This is a genomic window from Lentzea sp. NPDC006480 (assembly GCF_040611995.1).
Lineage (GTDB): Bacteria > Actinomycetota > Actinomycetes > Mycobacteriales > Pseudonocardiaceae > Lentzea.
The window spans coordinates 42,309-68,435 of record NZ_JBEXPJ010000017.1 but is presented as its reverse complement, the minus strand read 5'-3'; the positions used below and the strand labels follow the sequence as shown (position 1 = coordinate 68,435).

Here is a 26,127-nt window from a genome sequence, read left to right as displayed (position 1 = left end):
CGGCCATGGTTTCGCCGGTGGCACGCACGCGCAGGTCGTGGCTGCGGATGTTCTTCCTGGGGCTGGCGCTGTGGATCGCGACGGTGGTGATCACCTACCTGACCGGCAACGCCAACCTGATCCCGACGATCGTGCTGCTGGGCAGCTTCCTGGTGCCGGCGACGTTCGTGGTGTGGGCGTTCGAGCACAGCCACTCCGGGGAGGTGTCCGGGGAGATCGTGTTCCGGACGTTCGCGGTCGGCGGGGTGCTGGGCGTGCTCGGGGCGTCGTTGCTGGAGACGTACCTGCTGCACCCTTCGCCCTGGCTGTTCGTGGGCGTCGGGTTGATCGAGGAAGCGGTCAAGCTCGGGGCGCTGGCGTTGCTGACGCGGCATCTGGTGCACAAGTCGACGCGTGACGGGCTGGTGCTCGGCGCGAGTGTCGGGTTCGGGTTCGCGGCCTTCGAGTCGGCCGGATACGCGCTCACCGCGACGCTTACCGAGAACGGGCTGTCGTTGATGGACCTGGTCACGACGGAGTTGTTGCGGGGCTTCCTCGCACCGTTCGGGCACGGGCTGTGGACGGCGATCCTCGGTGGGGTGTTGTTCTCGCGCAGTGGTCGCGAGCACTTCATGCTCACCAGGCGGCTGCTCTGGGCCTACCTCGGGGTGTCGTTGCTGCACGCGCTGTGGGACTCGATGAACAGCATCGCCGTCGTGATCACGTTGGTGCTGACCGACCAGCCGTGGCAGGAGCAGGCGTTCGAGGCCGGCTACATGCCACAGCCGACGCCGGCGCAGGTGCGGCTGTTCACCGTGTTCACGTGGCTCGGGCTGGCGTTGATCTCGGTGGTCGGCGTGCTGTGGCTGGTGAGTCTGGTGCGGGCGTCGCGGCGGGAGTTCGCCGCGGTGCGCGGGTATGCGGTGCCCACGGACGCGCGGTGGTGGCCTGCTGGACAGCCGCCTCAGTGACGACGGGAGGTGCTGTTGCCGAGTGCTCCCAGTGCCACGAACACCAGGCCGATGAGGAAGAACGCCGTGGACGGCGCGGTGTTCCTGGATCCGAAGAAGATCACGACGCCGATGAGGGCGAAGAGGGTGCCCAGCCACACGAACGCTTGAGCCCACGACGGGGCGTTGCGCAGGTCCATGTCGCGGTGCCGCCGTGACGAGAAGTCGGGCTCGGACGAGAAGTCGTCATCGTCGTGCATGTGATCCCCCAAGATCCCCAGTGCCGAAGTAGTAGCACGGCACTGAGGACCTGGTGGGCGGTTCCGTCAGATCAGCAGTTGTGGATGGCCGAGGTCGCGGACGACACGACCAGGTCCACGCCGGGCAGGGTGAGGTGCGCGCCGTTGACCTTGAGACCGCCGGGCACCGGCACCTGCTCGTTGATCACGATCTTGCCGCCGACCAGCGGGATCGTGGTGTTCGGCGCGGTGCTGACGGTGATCGGAAGGCCGGCGACGGTCAGCGCGCCGATGGTGACGTTGCCGGTGGCGCCGCCGCACGTGCTGCGCGAGGTGGCGACGACGTCTCGCAGGGCGACGATGCCGACGCCCAGTTCGGCGACGGACGTGCGTGCCGTTGACGTGCCGGGGGCCAGCGTCGTGGTCACCGACGTGCACAACGCGCGAGCACCCGCGGACAGGTTGGCGACACACGGTGGCGCCGTGGTGGTTGCCCGTGCCACGCGGACCTCGCCGGTGTCAGGAGTCGGCTGCACGGTGAGGCCGAGCGCGTTGCCGGACAATCCGAAGCCACGGCCGGTCATGTACCGCAGGCCGACCGTGGTGGAGGTCGAGCTCGGCTCGTAGAACTGGTCGCCAGTGAAGGTTGCCGTCACGGGGACGGTGGCGGTCGCGTTCAACGGCTGGTCCACAGACGCGATCGTGCATTCCGCCGTGCCTTGCGCGTCGGTCGTGTCCACACAGGACTGTGCGCCCAGGTTGAGCTGGACGCTGCGTCCGGCGACCGGAGCGCCGTCGTCCTCGGTGAGTTTCGCGGCGAGGCGGGCGGGTTCGGCGTTGGCCACGGTCGTGTCGCCGGTGTAGGTGAGGGCGGTTTCTTCTTTGGTGACAACGAAATCGACGCTCGTGTTCGACGGCAGCAGTCCCTTGCTGCCTGCGAACGTCGCCGTCAGCGGGTAGGTGGCGGCAGGCTCGTTCGGGGTGATCGTGCACGACGCCATGCCGTCCGCGTTGGTGGTGCCGGCGCAGGTCTCGGTGTTGTTGAGCTTGAACGAGACCGGTTGGTTGCCGACCGGGTCGCCGGTGCCGGTCAGAGTGAGGCGGGCGGAAACCGTTGCGGGGTCGTGGAAGTCGCCGGTCAGCGCGCCGGTGTAGGTGAGCGTGGTCGGTTTGCGGGTGACTTCGAACTGGACCTCGGTAGCCGACGGCTGGTGCACGATGTCGCCGCCGTAGCCGATCGCCAACGGGTAGGTGCCCGCGACTTCGTTCGGGGTGATCGTGCAGGAGGCGACGCCGTTCGAGTTGGTGGTGCCGACGCACACTTCGGTGGCGTTGAGCCGGAACACCAGTGAGGCGTTGGGTACCGGGGCGCCCGAGGTCGTGGCGGTGAGGCGGGCGGAGAGTGTCACCGGGTCGCCGGTGAAGCCGGACGTGGGGCCGGTGTAGGTGATCGTCGTGGACTCGACGAGGTAGCTGATCGTCACCGACGGCTCCTCGTCGGTTTCCTCCAGGGAGAAGTTCGAGACGCCGGCGCCCGCGCGGGCCGAGCCGTTGCCGCCGTCACCGCCGTCGACCGCGACGATCAGCGGGGTCGGCGCCTGGAAGCCGGACGCGCCGCCGCCACCCCCGAACCAGCCACCGCCGCCTCCTCCCCCGCCGCCACCACCGGCGGTCACGGGGTTGCCGGGTGCACCGAGGCCACCTCGCCCGAAAGCGCCTGGTGCACCGGGGAATCCGCCCGGTCCGGGGATGCCGGGTGTGCCGCCGCCGTTGTCACCACCGTCGCCGCCTTTGCTACCCGAGACGCAGCCGATGGCGAAGCAACGGCCTCCGCCGCCACCGCCGCCGGGTGCGACGACCAGTCTGCTGGCGAGGCTGTCGCACGGTGCCGCGGCCGAGCACAGCCGCACATCGCTCGCACCACCGCCGGCACCGCCCGCGAAGGGTGTGCCCAAGCCGCCCGGGGCACCGCCGCCGAAGCCGGGGGCGCCACCGTTCGCTCCGTTGGCGTCGCCGCCGTTCTGGCCTACCGCGACCACGAGCTGCGTGACGCCGGACGCAACGGCGAGGTCGGCGGTGGCTCGGTAGCCGCGTCTGCCGTCGGGCGCTGATCCGTCGCCGCCGTCGGCACCGTTGCCGCCGCGTCCGCCGATAGCGGTGACGCGCAGTTTCGTGACGCCTGCGGGGATCGTGTAGGTCTGTTCGCCGCCGGTCGGGTGGAACGTCTTGGAGACGAAGTGGTCGGCGAGTGCCGGTGGCGCGAACACGACGCTCGCGCTCACGAGTCCTATGGTGAGCGCCGTCGCGAGCCTGGCTCGGGGCATCGGGGGTGCCTTCCGTGCAAGAGGGGCCCCGACCCGGCGAAAGGATCCCGCATTCCAGTTCGAGCCGACACGAACTTCACCCGAACGCCAGATGCACAGATCCGAACGGACGCACGCGCGCTGACGCAGGGGTACCCCCGGGCTGGGATCCCCTCGCAACCCAACTTACTCAGCGGGTCTGACAAGATCGATTAGGCGAGGAAGCGCAGCACGGCGTCCTGGAACTCGGTGGGGCGGGTGCTGTGGATGCGGTGGCCCGCGTCGATCGTGAGCAGGTCGCAGTGCGGGATCTCTGCGGCGACTTCTTCCAGGCGCTCCAAGGAGATGTGGCTGCGCGAGCCGCCGATCAGCAGGGTCGGGGCCTTGATCGCGGACAGGCCGTCCCACCACAACGGGTCGGGTGCGCGGAGCTGGGTCAGGATCTGCGGCACCATGCGGCGGTCGAAACTGCGGCGCGCCAGGCCCTGCGCGGCGAGGAACCAGGCGAGGGCTCGCCGGGGTGGGCGGGATGGGCCGGAGCGCGGTGGGGGTGGCGGGTCTTCGAGCACGAGCTTGCGGACTCGGTCTGGGCGGCGGCCGGCCAGCAGCGCGGCGATGTGGGCGCCCAGCGAGTGGCCGATGAGGTCGAACTCGGCGATGTCCAGCAGGTCGAGCACGCTCACCACGTCGCGTTGCACGGAGTCCAGGCGGTAGTCGCCGGTCCAGGCGCTGCCGCCGTGGCCGCGCAGTTCCGGGGCGATCACGAGGTGACCGGCGGTCACCAGTGAGCGGGTCAGGCCGGTCCAGGTGGCCGAGGTGCTCGCCAAGGCGTGCAACAACACCACGGGTCGGCCGGACAGTGAGCCGTCCATGCGGTAGGCGATGGACACGCCGCCCGCGTTCAAGGTCGGCAGCGGAACCCGTGCTGGCATTGCGAACCGTCCCCCGGTGCGGTGTGGCACTGTCAACGCCATGATTCCGGACGTCGTGCGGTTCCGGCAGGCCGATCTTCTTTCCGGTCTGCATCGGAGGTTCGGGCCGGTGGTGCGCATGGGGCCCTACACCTACCTGCTCGGGCCGGAGGCGAACCGGTTCGTGTTCGCGAACTCCGAGCTGTTCGAGGTGGAGCGGGCGTTCCAGGTGCTGGTGCCGGTGGACGGGCCCACGTCGTTGATCGTGAGCGACGGCGAGGACCACAAGCGGCGGCGCAAGCACGTGCAGCCGGCGTTGGTGCATCGGCAGATCGCGAACTACGTGCCGGTGATGCAGCAGAACGCCGACAAGACGCTCGACGCTTGGCGGCCAGGGCAAGAAGTGGACGCCTATCAGGAGTTCCGGCGGGCCATCAGGCGCAGCACGATCCACGCGCTGTTCGGCGACAGGCTGGCGCAGGACGCGGAGTTCTTCGGCGCGCACCTGCAGCTGCTGATCAACCTGATCGACCGCAACCCGGCGATCGTGACGTTGCTCAGAAAGCTCAAAGCACCGGCGTGGCGCAACGCGATGAGGGCACGCCGAGCCGTGGACGCGCGGGTCTACAAGGCGATCGAGGAGACGCGCCAGGGCAACACGGCCGGAGACGTGCTCACCGCGCTCGTGCAGAGCGACGGGCTCAGCGACCTCGAAGTGCGCGACCAGGTCGTCACGCTGATCGCCGCGGGATACGAGACGACGAGCGGCGCGATGGCGTGGGCGATCTTCAACCTGTTGCGGCACAACGGGGTCTGGGAGCGTGCGCGGGAAGACGACGACTACCTGGCGAACGTCGTGAACGAGACGCTGCGGCTGTACCCACCGGCGGTGGTGTCGGCACGCGTTGCGGCGCAACCGTTCGAGCTCGCTGGGAGGAAGATCAAGGAAGGCACGTTCCTGCTGTACAGCCCGTATGTCACGCATCGGCTGGAAAGCATCTGGCCGGACCCGCTGCGGTTCGACCCGGACCGGTGGGAGCGCAAGCCCGCTCCGCACGAGTTCCTGCCGTTCGGGGGCGGGCCGCACCGGTGCATCGGCGCCGGGCTCGCGACGACGGAGCTGACCGTGATGCTGAAAGCGTTGCTGCAAAGGCCGAAACCCGAACTGGTCGAGCAGCGCATCACACCGACGAGCGTCGCCGCGATGCGCCCCAAGCACGGCCTCAGAATCCGAGTAGCAGGGTGATCGTCGAGGCGAGGCAGGCGAGGCCGCGCACGTGGTTCCAGATCGTCCACTTGCGCAGGTACTCGGGCCAGTAGGCGTCGTCGGCGCGTTCGAGGCGGTTGTTCATCGGCACGTTGACCACCACGGTCAGCAGGAACGAGCCGAGGATGTAGAGCAGGCCGCCGGCGATCCGGCCCTGGAAGACCTCGATGCCGCACAGGATCACGTTGCCCGCGAACACCAGCAGGAACAACGGGTTCTGGATGCGGACGTTCATGCGACGCATGGCGGCGCGGGCGTCCGCGGCGGGCAGATCGGCGAGACCGGGCATGACGGCCGTGGAGAACGCGAAGAACAGGCCGGCCATCAGGCCGGAAGCGGCGGCTGCGATCAGCGTGATTGTCCCCATGACGCTCACTCTGGCCTGCGCGGTCGAGACTCTCAATGACAGTTCATCGCGCAGACTTGCTCGTTCGTCCAGAATCAACGGCATGACGGACGCATTGGGCGAGGCGCTGCACCTGATGAGGATGTCCGGCAGCTTCTACTGCCGGACTGAGCTCACCGAGCCGTGGGGCCTGACGATGCCCGACATGGCCGACTGCCTGTGGTTCCACGTGCTCACCAGCGGCCGCTGCGACATCGAGGTGGACGGCCAGGTCACCACGCTCGAACCCGGCGACGTGCTGCTCGTTCCGGGCGGTCAGGGTCACCGCCTTTTCTCAGGAGACGCGGAAACGCCGCTGGTCACGACGCTGCCGCACACCTTCGAGACCGACAACTACGCGATCTTGAGGCACGGCGGCGGCGGCGCCGTGACGCACCTCGTGTGTGGTGCGGTGCGTTTCGACCACCCGGCCGCGAAGCACCTGATCAAGGTGTTGCCGCAGGTGCTGTACGTGCGGCAGGCCGACGACATGCGCGCCACCATCGACCTGATGGCCGCCGAGGCGCGAAACCTGCGCCCCGGCGGCGAAGCGGTGATCACCAGGCTCGCGGACGTGCTGGTGATCCAGACGATCCGCTCGTGGCTCGCCACCGACCCAGCCGCGCGCACCGGCTGGCTCGGCGCGTTGCAGGACCAGCAGATCGGGCAGGCGCTGGCGTTGATCCACCGCGACCCCGCGCAGCCCTGGACGGTCGAGCGCCTGGCGCACCAGACCGCGATGTCCCGCTCGGCGTTCGCGGCCCGGTTCACCGGCCTCGTCGGCGAGCCGGCCATGCGGTACGTGACGCGGTGGCGCATGCACGTGGCGATGAACCGCCTCAAAGACCGCGACAGCACGGTCAGCGAGATCGCGCGCGGCCTCGGCTACGAGTCGGAGGCCGCGTTCAGCCGGGCGTTCAAGCGGATCGTCGGGGTGTCACCGGGTCAGGCGCGGGCGGGCTGAAGCAGGTCCCAGCGGTTGCCGTAGAGGTCCTCGAACACGGCCACGCGCCCGTAGACCTCGTCGCGCGGCGTCTCCAGGAACCGCACGCCGAACGACGTCATGCGGGCGTGGTCGCGGTCGAAGTCGTCGGTGGTGAGGAAGAACCCGACGCGGCCGCCGGTCTGGTCGCCGACTCTGGCGGACTGCTGGTCCGTGTCCGCCTGGGCCAGCAGCAGGGCCGCTCCCCCGCCCGCGGACACCACCACCCAGCGCTTGTCGCCTTGCGGGGTGTCCTCCACCAACGTGAAGCCCAGGCCGTCCACGTAGAAGCGGATCGCCTCGTCGTAGTCCCTGACAACCAACGTCACCAAGCTCGTTGAACGCACGCTGATCAGTATGGCTCGGTGGGTGAGACAGCCCCGCAGATGCTCGCCCGTGCGCTCCTTCCTCTGGTCGCGGCGAAGATGACCATGTTTTCGGGACATCTAACAGAGGGCGCCAGGCGTGGATCGGGACGAGGTTCACCCATCGGAGTGACCGGGAGCGTCATGCCCACGTCGAAGACCGACTTCGAGCCGGAAACGAGCGGAAGTCGCCCCACAGGACACTGATCATGATCGGTGAGGATGACGCCGGAGCACGCGACGGCCATGTACCGGGCACTCCCCCGAGGCCGAGCTCGCCGTGGTTCTTCACACGGGCCGCTGCACGAGAACCCGCGCTGTGCAACGCGATGGTCGTCAACTTCCTGACCAATGAACCAGTTGAGACGTACGCGCCCATTCGTCGCCGTGTGTGACAAGGTGACCACATGGTGGTTACTTCGGAAACCCATCGACTGCCCGTGCGCAAGCTGGTCGCGGCCTCGGCCGGAAATGCGGTGGAATGGTACGATTGGGGCATTTATACCGCATTTAGTATTTATTTTGCGACGCAGATCTTTCCGAAGGGCAACGAGGCCGCGGCGCTGCTGAGCACGTTCGCCACGTTCGCGCTCGCGTTCTTCTTCCGGCCGCTCGGCGGGTATCTGCTCGGCCGGTTCGCGGATCTCAAGGGCCGCCGCACCGCGATGCTGCTGACGATCGCGTTGATGTCCGGCGGGTCGGTGGTGATCGGGTTGTTGCCGACGTTCGACCAGGTCGGCTGGCTGTCGCCGGCGCTGCTCGTCCTCGCCCGCGTCGCGCAGGGCATGGCGCTGGGCGGCGAGGTTTCCAACGCGTCGGCGTACCTCGGGGAGATCGCGAAACCCAGCCATCGCGGCAGGTACTCGTCGTTCTTCTACATCTCGACCGGTGTGGCGGTGCTCATCGCGTCGCTGCTCGGGTTCTTCCTGTCCCGCGGCCTCGACAAGGACGCGATGGCGACGTACGGCTGGCGCGTGCCGTTCCTGATCGGTGGCGTGCTCGGGCTGATCGGGTTGTGGTTGCGCCGCGAACTGCCGGAGACAGAGCAGTTCGAGGAGAACAGGGCGAAGGCCGAGAAGCTGCGCAACCCGTTGCTGCTGACGCTCAAGGAACATCCGAAGGCGGTCGGACAGCTCATCGGCGTCACGTTGCTGTCGACGCTGTGCTTCTACACGTTCTTCAGCGCGCTGACGCCGTTCGCGGTGAAGACCAAGGGCGCCAACGACATCGACGTGTTCCTGGCGCTGTCGATCGGCACGGTGGTGTTCATCGCGCTGCAGTACCCGATGGGGTGGATGGCCGACCGGTACGGCCGCAAGCCGCAGATCCTGGTGTGGTCGGCGGCGATGGCGGTGCTGGTCGTGCCGCTGTCCACTTTGGTCAAACCGGGGCTCGCGAACCTGGTGATCGTGTTCTGCGTCGGGCTCGGCCTCTACACGACGATCACGTCGATCGCGCCCGCGTTGATGAGCGAGCTGTTCCCCACCGAACTGCGCGGCCTCGGCATTGGCGCTTGGTACAACCTGACGGTCGCGCTGTTCGGCGGCACCGCGCCGCTCGTGATTCAGGCGGTCGGCGGCACGGTCTTCTTCTGGTACGTGGCGATCGCCGCGGCGATCTCGTTCCTGGTGATCCTCACGCTGCCCGAGACCAAGGGCGTCGAACTCACCTAGCGAGCGGCACCAGGTCGTCGGCGTGCACGACCTCGCGGCGCTGCTCAGCAGGCAGGTCGTGGGACTTGCGGCCGATCAGCGACGGCAGCTCCGCCGAGTCGTAGCCGACCACACCGCGCGCCACGACCTCACCGGCCAGGCTCACGAGCTCGACCACGTCACCGGCCTCGAAGTCGCCGTCCACACCGCTGATTCCCGCTGCCAGCAACGAACGACGCCGGCCCACGACCGCGGCGACCGCGCCGTCGTCGAGGTGCAGGCGGCCGTTCGCGTCGGTGGCGTAACCGAGCCAGAAGCGGCGGGCGGTCAGCCGCGAACCCGTTGCGGCGAAAGCAGTACCGACATCGGCGACGGACAACGCCCGAGAGGCGTCCGAAGCACCAGCCAGCAGCACCGGGATGCCCGCGGAGGAGGCCAGCCGGGCGGCGGCCAGCTTCGAGGCCATGCCACCGGTGCCAAGACCGGACGCACCAACGGTTCCGGCCTGCACGCCGTCCACATCGGACGCCGAAGCGACCTCGGAGATCCGGACGGCACCGGGCTTGCGCGGGTCACCCGAGTAGAGAGCGTCCACATCGGACAGCAGGAACAACGCGTCCGCGCCGACCAGGTGGGCCACCAAAGCCGCCAGCCGGTCGTTGTCGCCGAAGCGGATCTCCTCGGTGGCCACGGTGTCGTTCTCGTTCACCACCGGCACCGCACCCAAGGCCAGCAACCGGGAAAACGTGCGCTGGGCATTGCGGTAGTGGGCGCGGCGCACCACGTCGTCGGCGGTCAGCAGAACCTGCCCGACGGTCAGCGAGTAGCGGCCGAACGAGTTCGCGTAAGCGTGCGCCAACGTCAGCTGCCCGACGCTCGCGGCGGCCTGCTGCGTGGCGAGGTCACGCGGCCGACGGGAGATTCCCAACGGCGCCAGGCCTGCGGCGATGGCACCGGACGAGACCAGCACGACCTGGCTGCCGGCTCGGGACCGGGCAGCCAGGGCGTCGACCAGCGAGTCGAGGCGGGCCGGATCGAGCCCGCCCTCGGCTGTGGTCAAAGAAGAAGAACCGACCTTCACCACGATGCGCGCAGCCGAAGCCACCGCAAGCCGTGCCGGTGAGACCACGGGGGCCGTCACGGTTTACTCCTCGTCGAAGTCGTCGCCGTACTCGCCGGGCGCGCGGCGGGCCTTCTTCAGGGCCTTGCGCTCGTGGGCGCCGATGCGGTCGTTGCGCTCAAGACGGACGTCCGTGCCACGGCCGGTCATCGTCATCGCGATACCGGCGGGCGTGGTCGGCTCCCAGTCGAACACCAGGTCGCCGATGGTGACCTGGCAGCCCGGGATGGCGCCCATCTTCACGAGCTTGTCCTCGACACCCAGCCTGCTCAGGCGGTCCGCGAGGTAACCGACGGCTTCGTCGTTGGAGAAGTCGGTCTGGCGGATCCAGCGCTCGGGGCGGTCGCCCTTCACGATGAAGCCACCCTCGACCGAGGGGTCCTCGGTCACGGTGAACCCTTCATCGTCCACGGCGGTCGGCCGCAGCACGATTCGGGTCGACTCCTTCTTCGGCTGGGCGGCGCGGTACTCGCGCACCACCTCGGCGAGCTTGAAGGAGAGTTCGCGCAGTCCCTCGCGAGACACCGTCGACACCTCGAACACCGGCAGGCCGCGGGCCTCGATCTCCGGGCGGACGATGTCGGCCAGATCCTTGGCATCCGGGATGTCGATCTTGTTCAGGATCACCACGCGCGGGCGGTCCTCGAAGTTGCCGCCGAGCGACGGGGTGTACTCCGCCAGCTCGTTCTCCAGCGCGTCGATGTCCGCGATCGGGTCGCGGCCGGGCTCGTACGTCGCGCAGTCGACGACGTGGGCGAGCACGGCGGTGCGCTCGATGTGACGCAGGAAGTCGAGGCCGAGGCCCTTGCCCTGCGACGCGCCGGGAATCAGGCCGGGCACGTCGGCCATCGTGAAGATGGTCTCGCCCGCGGTGATCACGCCGAGGTTCGGCACCAGCGTGGTGAACGGGTAGTCGGCGATCTTCGGCTTCGCGGCGGAGAGCACCGAGATCAGCGACGACTTGCCGGCGGACGGGAACCCGAGCAGGCCGACATCCGCGACGGACTTGAGCTCCAGCACCAGGTCACGCGTCTCGCCCGGCTCACCGAGCAACGCGAAACCGGGCGCCTTGCGGGCCTTGGACGCGAGCGAGGCGTTGCCCAGACCGCCACGGCCACCGGCGGCGGCGATGAGCTGCGTGCCCTCGCCGACCAGGTCAGCGACGACCTCGCCGTCCTCGGTCAGCACCACGGTGCCGTCCGGGACGCGCAGGATCAGGTCCTCGCCGTTCGCGCCGTCGCGGTTCGCACCCGCACCCGCCTTGCCGCTGGTCGCGGAGGCGTGCGGGCGGAAGTGGAAGTCCAGCAGGGTGTGCACCTGCGAGTCGACGACGAGGACGACGTTGCCGCCGCTGCCCCCGTTGCCGCCGTCCGGGCCGCCGAGCGGCTTGAACTTCTCGCGGTGCACTGAAGCACACCCGTTGCCCCCGTTGCCGGCGGCAGCGTGGATCACCACCCGGTCTACGAAGCGGGCCACGGAACTACTTCCTCTCAAAAGTTCTGAACAAGCAACGAGGGGCGGTGCCGGAAGACCGGTCCCGCCCCTCGCTGAGGTCTAACTACGTCGCGGAACGGTCTCTCAGACCGCAACCGGGACGATGTTGACGGTCTTGCGACCGCGCTTCATGCCGAACTCCACCGCACCGGGCAGCAGGGCGAACAACGTGTCGTCCTTGCCGATGCCGACGCCGACGCCGGGGTGGAACTTGGTGCCGCGCTGGCGGATCAGGATCTCGCCGGCCTTGACGACCTGACCGCCGAACCGCTTCACACCCAGGTACTGGGGGTTGGAGTCACGGCCGTTGCGGGAACTGGACGCACCCTTTTTGTGTGCCATGAGAAGTCAGGTCCTCACTTACCGGTGATGCCGGTGACCTCGACGCGGGTCAGCTTCTGCCTGTGACCCTGGCGCTTGTGGTAGCCGGTCTTGTTCTTGAACTTGTGGATGCGAATCTTCGGGCCCTTGGTGTGCTCGACCAGCTTGCCGGTCACCGAGAACTTCTCCAGGGCCGCCGCGTCAGCGGTGACGTTGGTGCCGTCGACCACGAGCAGCGCCTGGAGGGAGATTTCGGTGCCCGGCTCGCCCTCGAGCTTCTCGACCTCGACGATGTCGCCGACAGCGACCTTGTACTGCTTGCCGCCGGTCTTGACGATCGCGTACATCAGGACGGAAGTCTCCTGCTACTCGATGGTGACGGGCCATGCGCCAACCCACCTGCGAAACAGTGATTGAACAACTGCAGTCAGCAGAGGGGGCACACGACAGGACCCGTCGGATGGCGGGCCGTCGACAAGGTTACGGGAGTGGGTACAGCACAAGCAAACCGGGGTGACCTGATCACGTTTGCGCAGGCTGTGCCCTCCCTCACACAGCAAAACCGGGGCCGCCCCTGAAGGCGACCCCGGTCTCACTTTTCTCGCGTCAGCCCTCGTTGACCGGCGGTCCCGCGGGCCGCGACACGGCGCGGCGCCTGCGGGTGGTGGTGACCACCGGTGCGGGCATCTGGACCTCGGGCTGCTTCGGCACCTCGACGACCACCGGAGCGGGCACCTCGATCGCGGCGGGCGCACCGGCGGCACGCTTGGCGGCACGACGGCGCGGACGGGCCGCAGGAGCTTCCGCGACGGGCGCGGCAGCCTCCTCGACGGGCGCGGGAGCCTCCTCGGCCGCCTCCACCTCGGCAACGACCTCAGCGGCGACCTCGGCCACCTCAGCGGCCTCCTGCGCGACCTCGGCGGCCTCTTCGGCGACCAGTTCGGCGACCGTGACCGGCTCGACGAGCTCCTCGGCGGCTTCCTCGATCACCTCGGCCACCTCGGCGGCAGGCTCCTCCACCGGGGTCTCGGCCTCCGCGACCGGCTCTTCCGCGGCCTCGTGCGGCACGTGCCCGTTGAGCGCCTGCTCCTCGACCACGACCGCGTCGACGACCGCCTGCGGCTCCTTGTCGCGGCCACGACGACGGCGACGACGGCGACCGCCGTGGCTCTCGTGGTCCTGGTCGGCCGCGACCACGTCCTCCGACGTGTCCTCCGGCTCACCCGGCTCCGCCGCGACAGGTTCCACGACCGGCTCGGCGACCTCGGGCTCGGCCACCGCGGTGGCCTCGACGACCTCGGTCACCTCGGCGGCCTGCTCACCACCGCCCTTGTTGCGGCGCGACTTGCGGCCACCGCCCTGCTGCTGCGGTTGCTGCTGCTGGCCGCCACCGTTGCCACCGCCGTGCGAGTGCACGGGCTCGGTGGACACGATCACGCCACGGCCGCGGCAGTGCTCACACGTCTGGCTGAAGGCCTCGAGCAGACCGGTGCCGACCCGCTTGCGGGTCATCTGCACCAGGCCGAGCGAGGTGACCTCGGCGACCTGGTGACGCGTGCGGTCGCGGCCCAGGCACTCGGTCAGCCGGCGCAGCACCAGGTCGCGGTTCGACTCCAGGACCATGTCGATGAAGTCGATGACGATGATGCCGCCGATGTCGCGCAGCCGGAGCTGGCGGACGATCTCCTCGGCCGACTCCAGGTTGTTGCGCGTCACCGTCTCTTCGAGGTTGCCGCCCGACCCGGTGAACTTGCCGGTGTTGACGTCGATGACCGTCATCGCCTCGGTGCGGTCGATGATCAGGTAACCACCCGACGGCAGCCACACCTTGCGGTCCAGCGCCTTGAGCAGCTGCTCGTCGATGCGGTACTCGACGAACGCGTCGTTGTTGCCGACGTGCTTCTTCAGGCGGTCCTGCAGGTCCGGCGCCACGTGGCGGACGTAGGAGTCGATGACCTCCCACGCCTCGTCGCCCTGGACGACGAGCTGGGCGAAGTCCTCGGTGAACAGGTCGCGGACGACCTTCACCAGGAGGTCCGGCTCTTCGTAGAGCAGCGCCGGAGCCTTCGTGGAGCTGCTCGCGGACTTCTCCTTGATGACCTTCCACTGCGCCTGCAGACGCGTGACGTCGCGGCCCAGCTCCTCTTCGGCGATGCCCTCGGAGGCGGTGCGGATGATCACGCCCGCGTCCTCGGGGACGACCCTCTTGAGGATGTCCTTGAGGCGCTTGCGCTCGTTGTCCGGCAGCTTGCGGCTGATGCCCGTCGCGCCACCGCCCGGCACGTAGACCAGGAAGCGGCCGGGCAGGCTGATCTGGGTGGTGAGGCGCGCGCCCTTGTGGCCGACCGGGTCCTTGGTGACCTGGACGAGCACCGAGTCGCCGCTGCTCAGAGCCTGCTCGATCTTGCGGGACTTGCCCTCGAGACCGGCGGCGTCCCAGTCGACCTCACCGGCGTACAGCACGGCGTTGCGGCCGCGGCCGATGTCGATGAACGCGGCTTCCATGCTCGGCAGCACGTTCTGCACGCGGCCGAGGTAGACGTTGCCCACGATCGAGCCGCTGCCCGACGCCGTGACGAAGTGCTCGACCAGCACGCCGTCTTCCAGCACGCCGATCTGGGTGCGGTCACCGCGCTCGCGGACGACCATCGTGCGGGCCACTGCCTCGCGGCGGGCCAGGAACTCGGCCTCGGTCAGCACCGGGGCACGGCGGCGGCCGGCCTCGCGACCGTCACGACGGCGCTGGCGCTTGGCCTCCAGACGCGTCGAGCCGCGGATGCTGCGGACCTCGCTCTGGGCAGCCTCGGAGTCGGCCTTGTCGTCACGCGCGTCGCGGGACTCGCGGACGTGCACGACCGTGTTGGGCGGGTCGTCCTCGGTCACGGCGGGTTCGTCGTCCGCGCCGGTCTTGCGGCGACGGCGACGGCGGCGACGCCGGGTCGAACCCTCGTCACCCTCGTCGTCGGTCTCGTCGGCGGCGTCGGCCTCCGCAGCGGTGGCCTCGGCCTCGTCGGCCTGCCCCTCCTCGGACTCGTCGCCGCCCTGCTCACCCTCGGCGCCCTTGCCACGACCGCGGCCACGACGGCCACGACGGCGCCGGCGGCGGCCTTCGCTCTCGTCGTCACCATCGGCGTCGGCGTCCGCCTCGGCTTCGGCCTCCGCGGCGTCGAGCTCGTCGGCGGCGAGCTCGCCGACCGACTTCTCCTCGACGACGGGCTCCTCGGGCACCACGAACGGCGAGACGGCCGCCTTGGGCCGTTCGACCGGCTGAGGCGGCAGGAACACCGCGCTCGGGGCCGCGAAGATCGGCGCGAGCGCCGGTGCCTCGAACGCCGGCACGGCCGGGGCCTCGTAGTCCTCGGTGACCTCACCGGTGACCACGTCGTCCCAGTCCAGCAGCGTCTCGGCCACCTTCAGCGCGACGTCGCGGCTCACGCTCGACTGCGCGCTGCGGGCGACCTCACCGAGGTCGGCCAGCGCCGTCATCACGTCCTTGCTGGAGACGTCCAGCAACTTCGCCAGGGCGTGCACCCTCAGCTTGTCCGGCAGATCTGCCAGCTCGGGGCGTGCGGATACCACGCCCTGCCCGCCGGCCCGGCCGGCAGGCTTGTCCTTGTTCGACATGCAGCTCCTCCACCCCCGGGCGCGTCCCGTGAGGACGCGGCCGCGCAGGGGCCTCTCTTGTCTCTCTCCACCGCTGCTCGCGGCGGGAATCCTTGCCTCGCGCGCAGTGGCGTGGCGCCTCACCGGGCGCACGCTTGCGCAGGTCCCACGACGACGCTGCTGTCAGCGCCGCTCCTCCTGATGCGTTGCAGCTGAACGTTCCAGCGCTCCCCGTCAGGACTCTCTGTCCTGTTGGAGCGGGTCCACCAGCCTGCCTTCGTCGTCGAGCCGTCCCTGCGCCATCCGGGTTGCTCTCGCAGGTACCGGCGGCACGAGATCGGCGACGACACGAAGCGCATTCAGCACGTCGTCGGGTCGGACGGTAGGCGTTACCTGCCGAACGACCGTCATGAGTATCCCACACGGTTGTGACAATCCGGCCCCATCGTGTCCGGCATCGCTCGAACGGGGTTCGACCAGTGCCGACACGACCGCCGGCCGCACGTCGATGATCCTCTTGCCGTCTTTGGTCAGACGCTCGACTTCCACCCGCTCCTGCGCGAGGAAAGCCCTGACCGCGCCGGCCAGCGTCGCGGGCTCGATCCCGTCGAGCTCGATCCGCCACTCGCTCGCGTCGATGCGCTCGGTGAGGTTGCCACCGTTCGCCTGGACGATGTCGACGACGTCGATGCCGGGCGGCAACGCCTCGTCGAGCGCGATCTTCAGCGCCGCCGGGTCGACCCGTTCGACCACGGACACCTCGACGTACTCCGCCTCGCTGGCGACACCGGTCGGCGCGGCGCCGACCCATGACACCTTCGGGTGAGGGCTGAAGCCCTGCGAGTACGCCATGGGCACGCCTGCCCGGCGCAGCGCACGTTCGAACGTGCGTGCGATGTCGCGGTGCGAAGTGAAACGCAACCTCCCCCGCTTGGTGTAGCGGAGGCGCAGTTTCTGCACAGCTGCGGCAGACGGGTTGTTGGGCTGATGGCGGCTCAGGGGTGCTCCCATGGGTGTTCCGACGGGTGAGCGGTCCCATCGGCGCAGGCTGTTCGTCCAGTAGGACGGTACCGTGAACCCGATTCAGAACGTTCAGCTTGTCTAGATCGTTGCGCGTGGCTACGGTCCGGCTGTCTGGACGCCTTGCCGATCTGGAGGTCCCTGGTGCCTCTGCTCCACCGCGCACGGGCTGCGGCGATGACCGCCCTGCTCGCGGCCGGGTGCTTGGCGGTGTCCCTGCCGGCGGGTGCCGAGCCCACCGAGTCCTCGTGCATCCAGCCGGGGCCGAACCTGCGCTATCTCGTGGTGTTCTCGCAGCTCACGCCCGCTGCGGCGGCTGACGCGGAGATCACCGCGGCCTGTGGCACCACGACCGTCTACTACCCGGAGATCGGGGTCGCCGTCGCCACCTCGCCGGACCCGTCGTTCCTCAAGCTGATCGGCCCGCAGCGCGCCTACAGCGCCCAAGCCGAGAGCATCGCCAAGCGTTCGGTGAAGCGCAAGAAGGACGACACGGAGCTGTTCCGGCCATCGGGACAGCGCTCCGGCGAGCAGTGGGACATGGATCTCATCAAGGCCCCGGCGGCCCACGAGATCTCGACGGGCTCGAAGTCGGTCGTCGTGGGCGTGCTGGACTCCGGCGTCGACCCGCACCACCCCGACCTGGTCCAGGCACTGGCTCCGGAGCTGTCCGCGGGGTGTTTGACCGGTAAGCCCGATACGTCACCTTCCGCGTGGGTGCCGACGACTTCCGCGCACGGCACGCACGTCGCGGGCACGATCGCCGCCGCTGACGACGGCCGCGGCACCACGGGCGTCGCACCCGGCGTGCGCATCGCGTCCGTGAAGGTCGTGGACGACGACGGGTTCATCTACCCCGAGTACGCGGTGTGCGGGTTCATGTGGGCGGCCTCGCAGCGCATGACCATCACCAACAACAGCTACTTCATCGACCCGTACCTGTTCACGTGCCAGAGCGAGCCCGGTCAGCGCGTGATCTACGAGGCCGTGCGTCGTGCCGTCGACTACGCCACCTCTCGCAACGTGCTGACGGTCGCGGCGGCGGGCAACAACGCGGCGGACCTGTCGCGGCCCGGACGTGACTCGGTGTCGCCGACGAACGGCGAAGCGCAGACCCGGCCCGTCGACCCGACGTGCGCGGTGTTGCCGGCGCAGCTCAAGAACGTGGTCGGGGTGTCGGCGGTGGAGTCGACCGGGACCAAGGCCGGGTACAGCTCCTACGGCCTCGGCGCGATCGACGTGACCGCGCCGGGTGGCGACACGCGCACGCAGTCCGGCTGTGTGCTGTCCACCGTGCCGTCGGGCTACGACTACTCGTGCGGCACGTCGATGGCGACTCCGCACGCGTCCGGGGTGGCGGCGCTGATCGCGTCGACGCATCCGGACACCGACGCGGTGTCGTTGGGGCGCATGCTGAACGCGCAGGCGCAGACGCTGCCGTGCCCGGCGGACTACGACCTGAACGGGACCGGCGTGCAGGACGCGTTCTGCACGGGCTACTCGGAGTACAACTCCTTCTACGGCCACGGTTTGGTCGACGCGCTGGCCGCCGTCACCAAGTGATCGTCAACGCCTGCCTGCGAAACGGTCGCGGAGGCAGTCCGACCGCTGTGCTGTCCGATGGAGATTTCAGCGAGTCCGAACGCCGGGCGATGCCGGGGCGGTACGGCACTTCGCACGTGGTCTTCATCGGACCTCGTGGTTCGTTGAGGTTCTTCACGGCGGAGGGTGAGCTGCCGGGCTGCGGGCACGGAACCGTTGCGGCGCTTGCCGTTCTGGGCCGTGGCGAGCACACGCTCCGAGCTGGTGGACGCACGTTCAGCGGCTCGGCCGTCGAGGTTCCCGGTGGTGTCGAGGCCGTCTTCGATCCGGGACCGGTGCGGGTTCGACCGGCTGGCACGGCGGAGCGGGACGCGGTGGTGGCCGCGCTCGGTGCCGGTGGTTCGTGCGTGATCGCGACGCTCGGACGGCCGCGGATGCTCGTCGAGGTGCCCGACGTTGCCGGGCTGGCACCTGATTTTCGCCTGCTGCGGGCGGCGACCGACTCGTTGGGCCTGCTGGGTTGTTACGCCTACAGCCCCGGTGAACGTTTCACGGCACGGATGTTCGCGCCGTCGATCGGCGTGCCGGAGGACATCGCGAACGCCAACAGCACGGCGTGCCTCGCGGCTCACCTGGGCGCGGACATCACCGTCGACATGGGTGACTCGCTGGGCCAGCCCGCCACCGTCGTCGCCAGGGCGGGACGAGTGGGCGGGCTGGCAGCCGTTACGAGCTGAGCGCCGGGTTCTTCACCGGCGAACCGACACCGACCGGCGAGATCGGCAGCAGCTTGCGACCGGTCGGGCCGACCTCGATGTCCGTGCCCATCGCCGGGCAGACACCGCAGTCGAAGCACGGGGTCCAGCGGCAGTCGTCCTGCTCGCGCTCGTCCAGCGCGTCCTGCCAGTCGGCCCAGAGCCATTCCTTGTCGAGGCCGGAGTCGAGGTGGTCCCAGGGCAGGACCTCCAGCTCCTCGCGCTCGCGGGTGGTGAACCAGGCGAGGTCGACGCCGAGCGGCTCCAGCTGTTCCGCGGCCTTGGTGGTCCAGCGGTCGTAGCTGAAGTGCTCGGACCAGCCGTCGAACCGGCCGCCGTCGCGCCACACCGCCTCGATGACCTTGCCGATGCGCCGGTCACCCCGGCTGAGCAGGCCTTCGATCAGGCTGGGCTTGCCGTCGTGGTAGCGCATGCCGATGTTGCGGCCGAGGCTGCGGTCCGAGTTCACGGCCTCGCGGAGCTTGCGGAGCCGGTCGTCGACGGTGTCCGGGTCGCACTGCGGAGCCCACTGGAACGGCGTGTGCGGCTTGGGCACGAACCCGCCGATCGAGATGGTGCAGCGGACGTCGTTGCGGCCGCTCGCCTGCCGGCCCGCGCGGATGACGTTCTTGGCCATCTCGGCGATCTGCAGGACGTCCTCGTCCTCCTCGGTGGGCAGGCCGCACATGAAGTACAGCTTGACCTGCCGCCAGCCGTTGGAGAACGCGGCCGACACCGTCCGGATGAGGTCCTCTTCGGACACCATCTTGTTGATGACGCGCCGCATCCGCTCGCTGCCGCCCTCGGGCGCGAAGGTGAGACCCGAGCGCCGTCCGTTGCGGGACAGCTCGTTCGCGAGGTCGATGTTGAACGCGTCGACGCGCGTGCTCGGCAGGCTCAGGCCCGTGTTGGTGCCCTCGTAGCGGTCCGCGAGGCCCTTGGTGATCTCGGCGATCTCGCTGTGGTCGGCACTCGACAGCGACAGCAGGCCGACCTCCTCGAAGCCGGTCGCCTCCAGTCCCTTCTGGACCATGGCGCCGATGCCCTCGATGGACCGCTCGCGCACCGGGCGAGTGATCATGCCCGCCTGGCAGAACCGGCAGCCGCGGGTGCAGCCGCGGAAGATCTCGACGCTCATCCGCTCGTGCACGCTCTCGGCGAGCGGCACCAGCGGCTGCTTCGGGTACGGCCACGCGTCGAGGTCCATCGTGGTCCGCTTGAAGACGCGGTACGGCACCCGGTCGCGGTTCGGCACGACGCGCTGGATGCGGCCGTCCGGCAGGTACTCCACGTCGTAGAAGCGCGGGATGTACACGCCGCCGGTCTCGGCGAGCCTGGTCAGCACCTCGTCGCGGCCGCCGGGGCAGCCCTCGGCCTTCCAGTTCTTCACGATCTCGGTGATCTCGAGGACGGCCTCTTCGCCGTCGCCGAGCACCGCCGCGTCCACGAAGTCCGCGATCGGCTCCGGGTTGAACGCCGCGTGCCCACCGGCGACCACGATCGGGTCGTCCTCGGTGCGGTCCGCGGCGTGCAGCGGGATGCCCGCGAGGTCGAGCGCCGTGAGCATGTTCGTGTAGCCCAGCTCCGTGGCGAAGCTGATGCCCATCAGGTCGAACGCCTTCACCGGACGGTGCCCGTCGACCGTGAACTGCGGGACGCCGTGCTCACGCATGAGCGCCTCGAGGTCCGGCCACACCGCGTAGGTGCGCTCGGCGAGGACGTCCGGCAGCTCGTTGAGGATCTCGTAGAGGATCATGACGCCCTGGTTGGGCAGCCCGACCTCGTACGCGTCGGGATACATCAAAGCCCAGCGCACGGACGCCGCGTCCCAGTCCTTGACAGTCGCGTTGAGCTCCCCGCCGACGTACTGCACCGGCTTGGAGATCCGCGGCAGCAGTGGCTCCAACCTGGGGAAAACAGACTCGGCACTCACACGACCAGAGTAACGGCCCTCATAGCGCACGGCCGAATCGCGTGCCAGGACGGTTTTTGATCAGTCCAGCAACAACTTCCCCAGGCGCCTCGCCGCCACCACCGTTCCCGCGGCCGCCATCACCGCGAAGTACGCGACGTGGCCGAGCATCCCCCACCCGACGACGCCCAGCGTGAGCCCGCGCATGAGCTCGATCGCGTGGTAGAGCGGCGTCCACGTGACCACCACCTGCAGCCAGCCCGGGTAGACCGACAGCGGGTAGAACGTCGTCGAGAACAGGAACAACGGCAGCACCGCCAGCTGCACGAGGTCGAAGTCCTGCCACGACCTCATGAACGTCGTCGCCGCCATCCCCACCGCCGCGAACGCGAACGCGACCAGCAACGCCGACGGCAACGCGAGCAACGCCCACGGCGAGCTGATGAGCCCCATCCCGAGCATCACGCCGAGGAACCCCGCCGAGTACAACCCGCCGCGCAGCAACGCCCAGGCGATCTCACCCATCGCGATGTCCATCGGCCCCATCGGAGTCGTCAGCATCGCGTCGTAGACCTTGGCGTACTTGTACTTGAAGAACACGTTGAACGTCGCGTCGTACACCGCACCGTTCATCGCCGACGCCGCCAGCAACGCGGGCGCCACGAACGCCGCGTAACTGACCGGCCGCCCGTCCGGCCCCGCCACCGCGCTCACCATCTGCCCGAACCCGAGCCCCAGCGACCACAGGAACAACATGGGCTCGAACGCCCCGCCCACCAGCACGAACCAGGCTCGCCGGTTGACCAGCGCGGCGCGTTCCACCAGCATGCCGGCCCGCCGCCCGTACAACCCGGGCGGGATGATCCGCCACAACAACCCGACGCTCGCGGGCGCGGCCTTGGCGCGATCGAGGGTCTGCGTCATACCGCCAGCCTCCGGTGGAAGAACTTCACGCCGAGCGCGACACCGCCGGCGGTCAACGCCACGAGGTAGGCGATGTGCCCCAACGCCGGCAGGAGATCCAACGTCCCGAACGCCGTACCTCGCGCGAGCTCGATGCCGTGCCACGACGGCGTCAGCCACACGAGCGGCAACAGCCACTGCGGCAACTGGCTGACCGGGAAGAACGCCCCGGTGAACAGCGTCATCGGCATCAACACGAACCGGAAGATGGTCGTGAAGCTGTCCGGCTTGTCCAACCGGGCGCTGTAGGCCACCAACGGCGCGCTGAACGCCAACGCCGCCAACGTCGCGAACACGACGGACCACAAGATCCCAGGCCCGGCAGTGGCGCCAAGGGCCGCCGCGATGCCCACGAACACCGCGGACTTCACGAACAGCGTCGACCCGACCCACAACATCTGCCCGTAGAGCACCTGCGCCGGAGTGATCGGCGTCGCCACCATCGCGAAGTACGACTTCTGCCACATGAACTGCGACATGACCGGGTACGTCGACTCGAACGTGGCCCCTTGAATCGCCGTGACCACCACCAACGCGGGCGCGAGGTACTCCAGGTACGACACGCCCCCGATCAACGCCGTCGACTGGACCTGCGACCCGAAGCCGAACCCGAGGGCCACCAGGAACAACACCGGCGTCAGAAAACTCGACACCGCCGTGGCCCGCCAGTTGCGCCGGTACCACGTCCACGACTTCTCCAGGGCGAACCAAGACCCCCGCAACGTCGGCATCAGTCCACCAACGTCCGGCCGGTGAGCCTCAGGAACACGTCCTCCAACGAGCTCCGCCGCACCAAACTCTGCACCGGCTGCACACCGTGCTCATGCACCTTCGCCAGCGTGTGCTCACCGTCCTGCGTGTACAACAACAACCGGTCCGGCAACACCTCGACCCGCTCCGCGAACCGCTCCAGATCCGGCTTCTCAACCCCAGGCTGAAACCTCAGCTCCAACACTTCCCGAGTCGAGTACCGCCGGATCAGCTCACTCGGCGACCCCTCAGCCGCGATCCGCCCGCCGTCCATCACCACCAGCCGATCGCACAACTGCTCGGCCTCGTCCATGTAGTGGGTGGTGATGATGAGGGTCACCCCGTCCTGCTTCAACCGGAACAGCCTGTCCCACAACAGATGCCGCGCCTGCGGGTCCAACCCGGTGGTCGGTTCGTCCAGCAACAGCAGCTCCGGGTCGTTGACCAACGACCGCGCGATCGTCAGCCGCCGCTTCATCCCCCCGGACAGCGGCTCGACCTCGTGGTCCGCCCGATCCGAGAGCTGCGCGAACTCCAGCAGCTCATCGGCCTTCTCACGACACCGCTGCCGCGACATCCCGAAGTAGCGCCCGTAGATCTGGAGGTTCTGCCGGACCGTCAGTTCCGTGTCGAGATTGTCCAGCTGCGGCACCACCCCGACCCGCGCCCGAATCTTGGGCCCGTCCCGCTCGGGATCCATCCCCAGGACCTTCAGATCCCCACCGGTCCGCCCGGACACGCACGAGATCATCCGCATGGTCGACGACTTGCCCGCCCCGTTGGGCCCCAGGAACCCGAACGCCTCCCCGCGGCGCACCTCGACGTCGATGCCGCGCACGGCCTCGAACGACCCGAAGTGCTTGGTCAGAGCCTTGGCCTCGACGAGGTTCTCCACCCGCCCGACGTTAACGAACAGGTCCGACAATTTTCGACGCATTTACGATCAGCCCATGCCCGAGACGGAACTCCGCTGGCTGACCGAGGCCGACGACACCCTCCGCGCCGAAATCCACACAGTCGTGCACGACGTAGTGGCCGCAGGCGGTGCCGTCGGCTACCACGAGCCACCGACCTTCGACCGGATCTCGGCCTGGCTGGACGGCGTCCTCAAGCAGGTCCGCGACAACGACGCCGCCTTCGTCACCGCTCTGGTCGACGGCGTGGTCAAGGCCGTGGGCCTCTGGCGCCGCGGCTCCACCGCCGTCTTCCAGCACCGCGTGGAAATCCAGCAGATCATGGCCCACCCCTCGGCGCGCGGCCTGGGCTTGGGCAAGCGAGTCGTGCAAGGCCTGATCGACCACGCCCGCGAGCACGGCATCGAAATCGTCATGCTCGGCACCCGCGGCAACAACCACGGCGCGATCGAACTCTACGAATCGCTCGGCTTCCGCGAGTGCGGCCGCATGCCCAACGCCATCGCGGTGGGCACCGAACGCTGGGACGACGTCTGGATGTACCTGCCACTCGGCTACCCGGAGGGCACCATCCTCAACGGCGCCAACGCAGGCGGCCTCGGCTCGAGCCCACGGCGGCACGGCGCGCCCTGATCAGGCCGAAACGGCACCGCCCGAAAACAACGAGTGGCCCTGACCGATTCACCGGTCAGGGCCACTCACAGAACGAGAAAGCCGGAACAGCGCCAGATCAGAGGTTCGGGAACCAGATCTTGATCTCACGCTCAGCCGACTCGGCGGAGTCGGACCCGTGCACCAGGTTGTACTGGACCTCAAGCCCGAAGTCGCCGCGGATCGTGCCGGGGGTCGCCTTCTCGACAGGGTCAGTACCACCAGCGAGCTGACGGAACGCCGGGATCGCCCGCACGCCCTCGACCACCAGAGCGACCAACGGCCCACCGGTGATGAAGTCGACGAGGTCGTTGTAGAACGACTTGCCGTCGTGCTCCGCGTAGTGCTGCTCGGCAGTCGCGCGGTCAGCGGTGCGAAGCTCCAGAGCAGCGAGCTTGAGCCCCTTGCGCTCGATCCGGGCGATCACCTCGCCCACCAGACCACGCTCGACGCCATCGGGCTTAACCAGGACCAGGGTGCGCTCGGACACGACGGTGTGACTCCTCAAACAGGTCAAACAGGTACGGGAAGTGCCGACAGGGTATCGAACGCCACACCGCACGAGTCCGAGCGCCCGCGTGGGACCGGATCAGTGCACCAGCACGGGCTGCGATTCGTCCCGCGAGACCGTGACCTGCCGCAGCACGAACACCGCCAGCCCGAGAGCTACCGCCACGAGCCCGGCCGAGATCCAGAACGCCAGGTGGAACCCGGAAGTCAGCGCTTCCAGCCGGCCAACTCCGGAAGCCACCAACGACGACGTGTACGCGGTGGAGGTGGTGGCCAGAACAGCCAGCCCCAAAGCCCCGCCCACCTGCGCGGTCGTGTTGACCAGCCCGGACGCCAGCCCGGCCTCGTCGTGCGAGGCACCGGACATCGCCAGCGTCATGAGAGCCGGGAACGACAACCCGAGCCCGATCCCCAGCGGCGCCACCGCGGGCAGGATGTCCGGCAGGTACGAGCCGTCAACCGGCACCTGCGTGAACACGATCATCCCGGCCAGCATGAACAAGAGCCCGACGATCAGCATGTTCCGCTCGCCGAACCGCGAGTTCAGGCGCGCCGACAGCGACACCGAGAACACCGCGATCGCACCGGCCACCGGCATGAACGCCAGACCGATCTCCAGCGGCGAGTAGGCCAGCACCAGCTGCATGTAGAGCGTGCCCAGGAAGAACAGGCCGAACATGCCCGCGACCATCGAGATCTGCACGAGGTTCGCGCCGGTCACGTTGCGAGACCGGAACACCCGCAACGGCAGCAACGGCTTGGCAGCAGTCCGTTGGCGCACAACGAATCCGACGAGCAGTGCCAATGCGACGGCACCCAGTCCGAGCGTCTGCACCGAACCGAAGCCGTAGTGCTCCGCCTTGACGATGGTGTACACGCCGAGCATCACCGCGGCCACGATCAGCAGCGCACCGAGCACGTCCGCACCCTCGCGCAGGCCCAGGCCCTCGGACGAAGGCACCAGACGAACAGCGGCGATGGCGGCCACGATGCCGATCGGGAGGTTCACGAAGAAGATCCAGTGCCACGACATGGTGTCCGTCAGCACGCCGCCGAGCAACAGGCCGATGGACGCGCCCGCAGCAGCGACGAAGCTGAAGATGCCGATGGCACGCCTCTGCTCGTCGGGCTTCGGGAACATCGTCACGACCATGCCCAGCGTCACGGACGTGGCCAGCGCACCGCCGGCACCCTGCACGAAACGAGCAATGATCAGCATTTCGGAGCTGAAGGACACGCCGCACAGCAGCGACGCGACCGTGAAGACGCCGAGGCCGATCAGGAACACCTTCTTGTGCCCGATCAGGTCGCCCAGGCGCCCGGCGAGCAGCAGCAGACCGCCATAAGCGATCAAGTACGCGTTGACGACCCAGGCCAGGCCGGCCTGGCCGAACTTGAGGTCTTCCTCGATCGCGGGCAGCGCGACGTTCACGATCGTCTGATCGAGAACGATCATCAGCATGCCCGCGCACAGCACGATCAGCGCCAGCCAGCGCGAGTCCGTCTTCGGTCCCCCTGATGTCATAAGAGGAACCGTAG

The 26,127-nt window shown here is 68.7% G+C and carries 24 protein-coding genes; 7 read left to right on the top strand and 17 right to left on the bottom strand.

The window, feature by feature from the left end; translation table 11 throughout:
• Positions 1-17 precede the first annotated feature (17 nt).
• On the top strand, positions 18-950 hold the full coding sequence (locus tag ABZX92_RS09950) for a PrsW family glutamic-type intramembrane protease (protein ID WP_355555956.1): 933 nt from the start codon (positions 18-20) through the stop codon (positions 948-950).
• On the opposite strand, the gene ABZX92_RS09945 is transcribed toward ABZX92_RS09950, so the two are convergent.
• From ABZX92_RS09945 to ABZX92_RS09935, 3 genes are all read right to left on the bottom strand, one after another.
• A complete protein-coding gene (locus ABZX92_RS09945; RefSeq protein WP_355555953.1) occupies positions 944-1,189 on the bottom strand; it encodes a hypothetical protein in 246 nt (81 codons plus the stop codon). The two genes, ABZX92_RS09950 and ABZX92_RS09945, sit on opposite strands and share 7 nt — an antisense overlap.
• A gap of 71 nt (positions 1,190-1,260) precedes the next feature.
• Positions 1,261-3,450 carry a choice-of-anchor P family protein gene (locus ABZX92_RS09940; protein WP_355555950.1) on the bottom strand — a complete coding sequence of 730 codons (2,190 nt, stop codon included), beginning with the start codon at positions 3,448-3,450 and terminating at the stop codon, positions 1,261-1,263.
• A gap of 233 nt (positions 3,451-3,683) precedes the next feature.
• Positions 3,684-4,403: an alpha/beta hydrolase gene (locus ABZX92_RS09935; protein ID WP_355555947.1), complete on the bottom strand. Its 720-nt coding sequence runs from the start codon at positions 4,401-4,403 to the stop codon at positions 3,684-3,686.
• Positions 4,404-4,443: 40 nt separating this feature from the next.
• Between ABZX92_RS09935 and ABZX92_RS09930 the strand changes: the two genes are divergently transcribed.
• Positions 4,444-5,628, top strand: coding sequence for a cytochrome P450 (locus ABZX92_RS09930; RefSeq protein WP_355555944.1), 1,185 nt, complete (start codon positions 4,444-4,446; stop codon positions 5,626-5,628).
• Here ABZX92_RS09930 and ABZX92_RS09925 read toward each other — a convergent pair.
• The gene (locus ABZX92_RS09925; protein ID WP_355555941.1) at positions 5,606-6,016 is read right to left on the bottom strand and encodes an anthrone oxygenase family protein; all 411 of its coding nucleotides are present in this window, start codon (positions 6,014-6,016) and stop codon (positions 5,606-5,608) included. The genes ABZX92_RS09930 and ABZX92_RS09925 overlap by 23 nt on opposite strands.
• An 82-nt stretch (positions 6,017-6,098) precedes the next feature.
• Between ABZX92_RS09925 and ABZX92_RS09920 the strand changes: the two genes are divergently transcribed.
• Positions 6,099-6,998: an AraC family transcriptional regulator gene (locus tag ABZX92_RS09920; protein ID WP_355555938.1), complete on the top strand. Its 900-nt coding sequence runs from the start codon at positions 6,099-6,101 to the stop codon at positions 6,996-6,998.
• Here ABZX92_RS09920 and ABZX92_RS09915 read toward each other — a convergent pair.
• On the bottom strand, positions 6,980-7,363 hold the full coding sequence (locus ABZX92_RS09915; RefSeq protein WP_355555935.1) for a VOC family protein: 384 nt from the start codon (positions 7,361-7,363) through the stop codon (positions 6,980-6,982). The genes ABZX92_RS09920 and ABZX92_RS09915 overlap by 19 nt on opposite strands.
• A gap of 425 nt (positions 7,364-7,788) precedes the next feature.
• Between ABZX92_RS09915 and ABZX92_RS09910 the strand changes: the two genes are divergently transcribed.
• A complete protein-coding gene (locus tag ABZX92_RS09910; RefSeq protein WP_355555933.1) occupies positions 7,789-9,054 on the top strand; it encodes an MFS transporter in 1,266 nt (421 codons plus the stop codon).
• On the opposite strand, the gene proB is transcribed toward ABZX92_RS09910, so the two are convergent.
• The 6 genes from proB to ABZX92_RS09880 form a co-directional block, all read right to left on the bottom strand.
• On the bottom strand, positions 9,047-10,174 hold the full coding sequence (gene proB / locus ABZX92_RS09905; RefSeq protein ID WP_355555931.1) for a glutamate 5-kinase: 1,128 nt from the start codon (positions 10,172-10,174) through the stop codon (positions 9,047-9,049). The two genes, ABZX92_RS09910 and proB, sit on opposite strands and share 8 nt — an antisense overlap.
• A 3-nt stretch (positions 10,175-10,177) precedes the next feature.
• Positions 10,178-11,629, bottom strand: a complete 1,452-nt coding sequence (gene obgE, locus ABZX92_RS09900) for a GTPase ObgE (protein WP_355555928.1) — start codon at positions 11,627-11,629, stop codon at positions 10,178-10,180.
• Between the two features lie 102 nt (positions 11,630-11,731).
• Positions 11,732-11,989 carry a 50S ribosomal protein L27 gene (gene rpmA, locus ABZX92_RS09895; RefSeq protein ID WP_030468120.1) on the bottom strand — a complete coding sequence of 86 codons (258 nt, stop codon included), beginning with the start codon at positions 11,987-11,989 and terminating at the stop codon, positions 11,732-11,734.
• A gap of 14 nt (positions 11,990-12,003) precedes the next feature.
• On the bottom strand, positions 12,004-12,315 hold the full coding sequence (gene rplU, locus ABZX92_RS09890; protein WP_045316485.1) for a 50S ribosomal protein L21: 312 nt from the start codon (positions 12,313-12,315) through the stop codon (positions 12,004-12,006).
• Positions 12,316-12,574: 259 nt separating this feature from the next.
• On the bottom strand, positions 12,575-15,592 hold the full coding sequence (locus tag ABZX92_RS09885) for a translation initiation factor IF-2 N-terminal domain-containing protein (RefSeq protein WP_355555924.1): 3,018 nt from the start codon (positions 15,590-15,592) through the stop codon (positions 12,575-12,577).
• A 213-nt stretch (positions 15,593-15,805) separates the two neighbouring features.
• Positions 15,806-16,531 carry a TIGR03936 family radical SAM-associated protein gene (locus ABZX92_RS09880; protein ID WP_355556019.1) on the bottom strand — a complete coding sequence of 242 codons (726 nt, stop codon included), beginning with the start codon at positions 16,529-16,531 and terminating at the stop codon, positions 15,806-15,808.
• A gap of 237 nt (positions 16,532-16,768) precedes the next feature.
• Between ABZX92_RS09880 and ABZX92_RS09875 the strand changes: the two genes are divergently transcribed.
• Together ABZX92_RS09875 and ABZX92_RS09870 are read left to right on the top strand one after the other, a co-directional pair.
• Positions 16,769-18,154 (top strand): S8 family serine peptidase, encoded by a 1,386-nt coding sequence (locus ABZX92_RS09875; protein ID WP_355555923.1) that lies wholly within the window; start codon positions 16,769-16,771, stop codon positions 18,152-18,154.
• Complete coding sequence (locus ABZX92_RS09870; protein ID WP_355555921.1) at positions 18,151-18,870, top strand: PhzF family phenazine biosynthesis protein; 720 nt, start codon at positions 18,151-18,153, stop codon at positions 18,868-18,870. Before ABZX92_RS09875 ends, ABZX92_RS09870 begins: the two co-directional genes overlap by 4 nt.
• On the opposite strand, the gene ABZX92_RS09865 is transcribed toward ABZX92_RS09870, so the two are convergent.
• The 4 genes from ABZX92_RS09865 to ABZX92_RS09850 are packed head-to-tail and all read right to left on the bottom strand — an operon-like array spanning position 18,860 to position 23,408.
• Positions 18,860-20,821: a TIGR03960 family B12-binding radical SAM protein gene (locus tag ABZX92_RS09865; protein WP_355555919.1), complete on the bottom strand. Its 1,962-nt coding sequence runs from the start codon at positions 20,819-20,821 to the stop codon at positions 18,860-18,862. The genes ABZX92_RS09870 and ABZX92_RS09865 overlap by 11 nt on opposite strands.
• Before the next feature lie 60 nt (positions 20,822-20,881).
• Positions 20,882-21,724, bottom strand: a complete 843-nt coding sequence (locus ABZX92_RS09860) for an ABC transporter permease (RefSeq protein WP_355555917.1) — start codon at positions 21,722-21,724, stop codon at positions 20,882-20,884.
• Entirely contained in the window at positions 21,721-22,494 is a 774-nt protein-coding gene (locus ABZX92_RS09855; RefSeq protein ID WP_355555915.1) for an ABC transporter permease, read from the bottom strand. The genes ABZX92_RS09860 and ABZX92_RS09855 overlap by 4 nt, the downstream gene beginning before the upstream one ends.
• A complete protein-coding gene (locus ABZX92_RS09850; protein WP_355555914.1) occupies positions 22,494-23,408 on the bottom strand; it encodes an ABC transporter ATP-binding protein in 915 nt (304 codons plus the stop codon). Before ABZX92_RS09850 ends, ABZX92_RS09855 begins: the two co-directional genes overlap by 1 nt.
• A gap of 55 nt (positions 23,409-23,463) precedes the next feature.
• On the opposite strand from ABZX92_RS09850, the gene ABZX92_RS09845 reads away from it, so the two are divergent.
• Positions 23,464-24,060, top strand: coding sequence for a GNAT family N-acetyltransferase (locus ABZX92_RS09845; protein WP_355555912.1), 597 nt, complete (start codon positions 23,464-23,466; stop codon positions 24,058-24,060).
• Positions 24,061-24,157: 97 nt separating this feature from the next.
• Here the strand turns inward: ABZX92_RS09845 and ndk are convergent, their stop codons facing one another.
• Complete coding sequence (ndk, locus tag ABZX92_RS09840; protein WP_355555910.1) at positions 24,158-24,568, bottom strand: nucleoside-diphosphate kinase; 411 nt, start codon at positions 24,566-24,568, stop codon at positions 24,158-24,160.
• 99 nt (positions 24,569-24,667) lie between these two features.
• A complete protein-coding gene (locus ABZX92_RS09835; protein WP_355555908.1) occupies positions 24,668-26,113 on the bottom strand; it encodes a DHA2 family efflux MFS transporter permease subunit in 1,446 nt (481 codons plus the stop codon).
• Between the last annotated feature and the right edge of the window lie 14 nt (positions 26,114-26,127).